This is a genomic window from Pseudoalteromonas sp. SG41-5 (assembly GCF_014164495.1).
Taxonomy (GTDB): Bacteria; Pseudomonadota; Gammaproteobacteria; order Enterobacterales; family Alteromonadaceae; genus Pseudoalteromonas; species Pseudoalteromonas rhizosphaerae.
Window position 1 is genome coordinate 1 of the sequence record NZ_JACJFH010000177.1, and the last position, 4,035, is coordinate 4,035.

A 4,035-nucleotide genomic window follows, 5' to 3' on the forward strand; every position below is an offset into this window, starting at 1 on the left:
CATCCATTATGCGTGCGCGCTTAAAAGATATGGCACTAGTCGACTCGCAGCTGCTGTTCGACGGCACGCCAAACACCACAACCAGCAAACATTACGGCTCGCGTATTGAATTTGATAAAGACGGTTACTTGTACTTTTCGATTGGTGATCGCGGCGCGCGTGATGTTCACCCACAAAGCTTAGAGTATGATGCAGGAAAAATTCACCGCATTAATGCTGATGGCACAATCCCTAAGTCAAACCCGTTTGTTAATCAGCCAAACGCACGAAAGAGTATATACTCTTATGGCCACAGAAACCCACAAGGCATGGCTATGCATCCAGAAACGGGGGCAATTTGGAGTCATGAACATGGCCCTCGCGGCGGTGATGAAATCAATATTATTAAAGCAGGCGCTAACTACGGTTGGCCAGAAGTAACTCACGGCATTAATTACATTGGTACCAAAATTACTGATGAAACAAGCCGCGAAGGTATGCAACAACCCGATTGGGTGTGGGTGCCCTCTATCGCGCCTTCTGGGATGGAGTTTGTTACAAGTAGCAAATACCCGCAGTGGCAAGGTCATGTGCTTGTTGGCGCTATGAAGTTTGCACACTTAGTATTGGTTGAACTTGATGGTAATAAAGTAACGGGTCACAGCAAGCTATTTGAAGGTGCTGGCCGCGTGCGCAGTATTGCAACCCACCCTAATGGCGATTTATATCTGGGTATTGATGGTATGGGAATTTACCGCATCGTGCCTGATGGTAAAATCTAACGCGTAATACAAGCAATGTGATGAAGCCCTCTAAATTGAGGGCTTTTTGCATTTTTAGGTGGTTTGGGTGTATTACTGCGGCCCTGTACCGCCATCAACTTGACTGCCTAAGCTATTGGCATTGTCTAAACTGTATGGGTATAACTGAATATCGTTAAAGATGTTAGCCCCATTGTCGCGATATTGATCGGTTGCTGACACACCAGTATACACATTTCCTGACGCGCTAAAGTAGCCTGAGCCTTGGTTCCAATGTGGTTTTGCACTGTTTTCAAAGTAATTGTTTTCTACTAATACTTCAGCGCCATTACCTGCACTAATTGCAAAATAAGTAATGTTTTTCCAATAGTTATTAAACATATGAACGCGTGAATTGTAGCCGTCTACTTTAGGGTTGCGCCCTGCCGCTGTATCCCAAAAGTTATGATGTGCCGTTATTTGGGAGTTTTTGAATAAATGCGTATACCAATGCTGGTTAGCACACACTTGCGTATTATAACCATAAAAGCGGTTCCAGCTTAAAGTGACATTTTGGCTATTGCCAATATCAATATAACCGTCACTAATTTTATTAAACGCCATATGATCAATCCAGATGTGGCTACTGTCATCAACAGAAATAGCATCACCGGCTTCAACTAATGCAGGGTTAATATCTTCAAGTAAAATATTACGTATGATGATATTACGATCATTACTGATCACTAAGCTTGTGCCGATGATTTTTGAGTTTTTCCCTAATCCTTCAAGGGTTTTATTTGAGCGAACACGAAGACGAGAGTCATTACGTGTAACGTTAACCGTGTTGTTGGAGCTGCTACCTAATTCACTACAACTTTGGTTACCAACCGGTAAGCGATACCAGGTTTTACCGTAATCGCCCCATGTGCCACAATCGAGTGGACATGCTGCAACAGTTCGGTTTGCCGTATGGCAGTTAATCGTTGTATTGTTAGGAACTTGAATAACCGCAGTTGATATTGAGTTTAATGCGGCTGTTAACGCACTGCAGCTAGTTACAATAGTAGGAGATACATTACCGCCGCCGGTTGTAGTTGCAAGGCCATCATTACCTGGTTGTGCTGCAAAACCAATTAAACCAGCTGTTGTTTGACCGCCACCACTACTGCTACCACAACTACCTGAAACAGGGTTGATATACCAGCGCTGTGAACTGCCACCCGCATCATCATTTTGATACACATTGGCACCGTTTTGCGAACCCGCCACAGTTAATGACTTTTGCGTAAGTTTATTAACAATATTAAAGCCACCCGATGAAGACACCTTCAGCTGCCAGCGCTGATTATCACCTTGCCAATCGTCATACACCACAATATTAGCGCCATTAGACTGTGACGAATTGAGTACATCAAGTACTTGGTTATTATGTTGCGAACGAATAGTCCAGTAACCATCACTGCCTTTAGTGAAAGCAAACTTCTGGTTTGCACCACCCCAATATTGATAGCTAATTACATCCGGTGCGCCACTAGTATCAGACGTATTTACATCTAATGCCAAGCTAGAGCCACGGTTAATTACAGAGTAAATCCCACCTGAGGTGGGCATAGTTGTACAATTTTCTGCCAATGTAGCAAAGCTACAAGTAGATAACAGAAGTAAAAACAAAGTCTTTTGCCGTTGTATCAGTGTTGTCATAACGCTCATTCTTTTGCTCCAATTTATGCCATTCCTTGAATGGTGTTTTGTAAAATGCGAATCCTGCACTTAAGTACAAACGGTTAATAATTATCGTTTGCGCACTTATATTAGGATCATTTATATTACAAATAAAGTTAATTGTTAAATAAAAGTAAATTACCGTCATTGTCGATGTGAGCTTTTTAAAGCTTAAGAGCTAAATTAGTATTGAAATTCGCTAATTTAGGGTGTAAATATAATATATCAGCGACTTATACCGTTTTATTATTGTGTAATAGTATGATAAGTCTTTAGCGAGGTACGACTACACTAAAAACAAATCAAAAAGTCGTTTTTTTACAATTCTTTTTATTTATCCGTCAATAAACTAGCTAGTAGTTATTTATCGATTTGGAACTATTATGAAAAGAGCGAATTACGTTAATATCGAACCCGAGTTAATGACCTACTTGATTGATCAAGAAGTACTGATCAAACAGAAAGTCGAGGCTACCTTTGGAGTGACAATTTGGGAGCTGCTAAAACTAAGAGCATCACAGTTAAACCAATGTGCATATTGTTTAGCCATGCATAGCAAACAAGCACTGGAGTATGGCGAGAGCATTAACCGCATTATTGCCCTCAATGCGTGGCAAGACACGCCACTTTATAACGATAAAGAACGTGCTGCATTAGCGCTTTGCGAGAAGTTGACTTTGTCACAGAACATTGATGATGACTTTTACCAAACACTTTCAGCATTATTTGATCAATCAAGTTTAGTTACCCTCACCGTAGCAATTAATGCTATAAATAGCTGGAATCGTATGGTGAAAATGTTTAAACCGACAGTCGAGTTTAATGAACGATAAACTATTACTTGAGCTTTATAACCCAACGGGCGATATCGCTGATTATGTACAAGCAGTTTGGTTTGCAAGCGCCCAATGTTCAGGGGAGAGCTGGCTCCCCTGCGATGGCGCAATAGGCGTTATATTTTTGCTATCTGGGCGTCTTAATTTAGCTGGAAAACCATTAAATTCCCCTATTTCATGCAAACCATATCAACACAGTCAGCAAAAATAACGTTTACTGCTGACTCCGTTTTTTGTGGGATCCGGTTTAAACCCGCTGGACTTGCCCATTTACAAAAGGTAAATCATTCGCTTGTGGCGCCTGCAACCTTAACAGGTTTAGCACAGGCGCTTGACCAATATGCTAACTTAGATTCGTTTATTGATTTGTTGTCGGCGCACCTCAATGCACCAAAAATACACCATTAGGCTATTGAGCACACACAAAAACTGATCCATAAAATAATCAATCTTACCCCACTAAGTACTGCTTACGAGCACACCCCTAAAGGTAAGCGGCAATTAGAGTGCTACGTTAAAAACACCTGTGGCATCACTGCCAAACACCTAGCACGTATTTACAGAGTCAGGCAAGCCAGACAACTTATAAAAGCAAACCCACAGCTAAGCTTGGCACAACTCGCCCTTGAGTGCGGGTTTTCCGATCAATCTCACCTAAACAATGAGTTCAACGCTATTTTACAAATACCCCCAGCTAAGTATAAAAAGTTAATTCAGCAATAAAAAAGCCTGCAAAATTGCAGGCTTTCTCGTTA

5 protein-coding genes are annotated in these 4,035 nt (G+C 41.4%); 4 read left to right on the forward strand and 1 reads right to left on the reverse strand.

Going from position 1 to position 4,035, the window contains the following annotated elements:
- The coding region (locus H5232_RS22485; RefSeq protein WP_182831559.1) for a PQQ-dependent sugar dehydrogenase at positions 1-761 on the forward strand (761 nt) is incomplete at its 5' end.
- A gap of 72 nt (positions 762-833) precedes the next feature.
- Here H5232_RS22485 and H5232_RS22490 read toward each other — a convergent pair.
- On the reverse strand, positions 834-2,423 hold the full coding sequence (locus tag H5232_RS22490) for an RICIN domain-containing protein (RefSeq protein ID WP_259398478.1): 1,590 nt from the start codon (positions 2,421-2,423) through the stop codon (positions 834-836).
- A gap of 404 nt (positions 2,424-2,827) precedes the next feature.
- Between H5232_RS22490 and H5232_RS22495 the strand changes: the two genes are divergently transcribed.
- From H5232_RS22495 to H5232_RS24415, 3 genes are all read left to right on the forward strand, one after another.
- On the forward strand, positions 2,828-3,277 hold the full coding sequence (locus H5232_RS22495) for a carboxymuconolactone decarboxylase family protein (protein ID WP_182831560.1): 450 nt from the start codon (positions 2,828-2,830) through the stop codon (positions 3,275-3,277).
- Positions 3,267-3,491 carry a hypothetical protein gene (locus tag H5232_RS24410; protein ID WP_259400182.1) on the forward strand — a complete coding sequence of 75 codons (225 nt, stop codon included), beginning with the start codon at positions 3,267-3,269 and terminating at the stop codon, positions 3,489-3,491. The genes H5232_RS22495 and H5232_RS24410 overlap by 11 nt, the downstream gene beginning before the upstream one ends.
- Before the next feature lie 320 nt (positions 3,492-3,811).
- Positions 3,812-4,003, forward strand: coding sequence for a helix-turn-helix domain-containing protein (locus H5232_RS24415; protein WP_310736901.1), 192 nt, complete (start codon positions 3,812-3,814; stop codon positions 4,001-4,003).
- The last annotated feature ends 32 nt before the right edge of the window (positions 4,004-4,035 follow it).

Excerpts from the sequence above, each read along its gene's own strand:
- H5232_RS22490 (WP_259398478.1), bottom strand. The coding sequence starts at position 2,423 with ATGACAACACTGATACAACGGCAAAAGACTTTGTTTTTACTTCTGTTA.
- H5232_RS22495 (WP_182831560.1), top strand. The coding sequence starts at position 2,828 with ATGAAAAGAGCGAATTACGTTAATATCGAACCCGAGTTAATGACCTAC.
- H5232_RS24410 (WP_259400182.1), top strand. The coding sequence starts at position 3,267 with ATGAACGATAAACTATTACTTGAGCTTTATAACCCAACGGGCGATATC.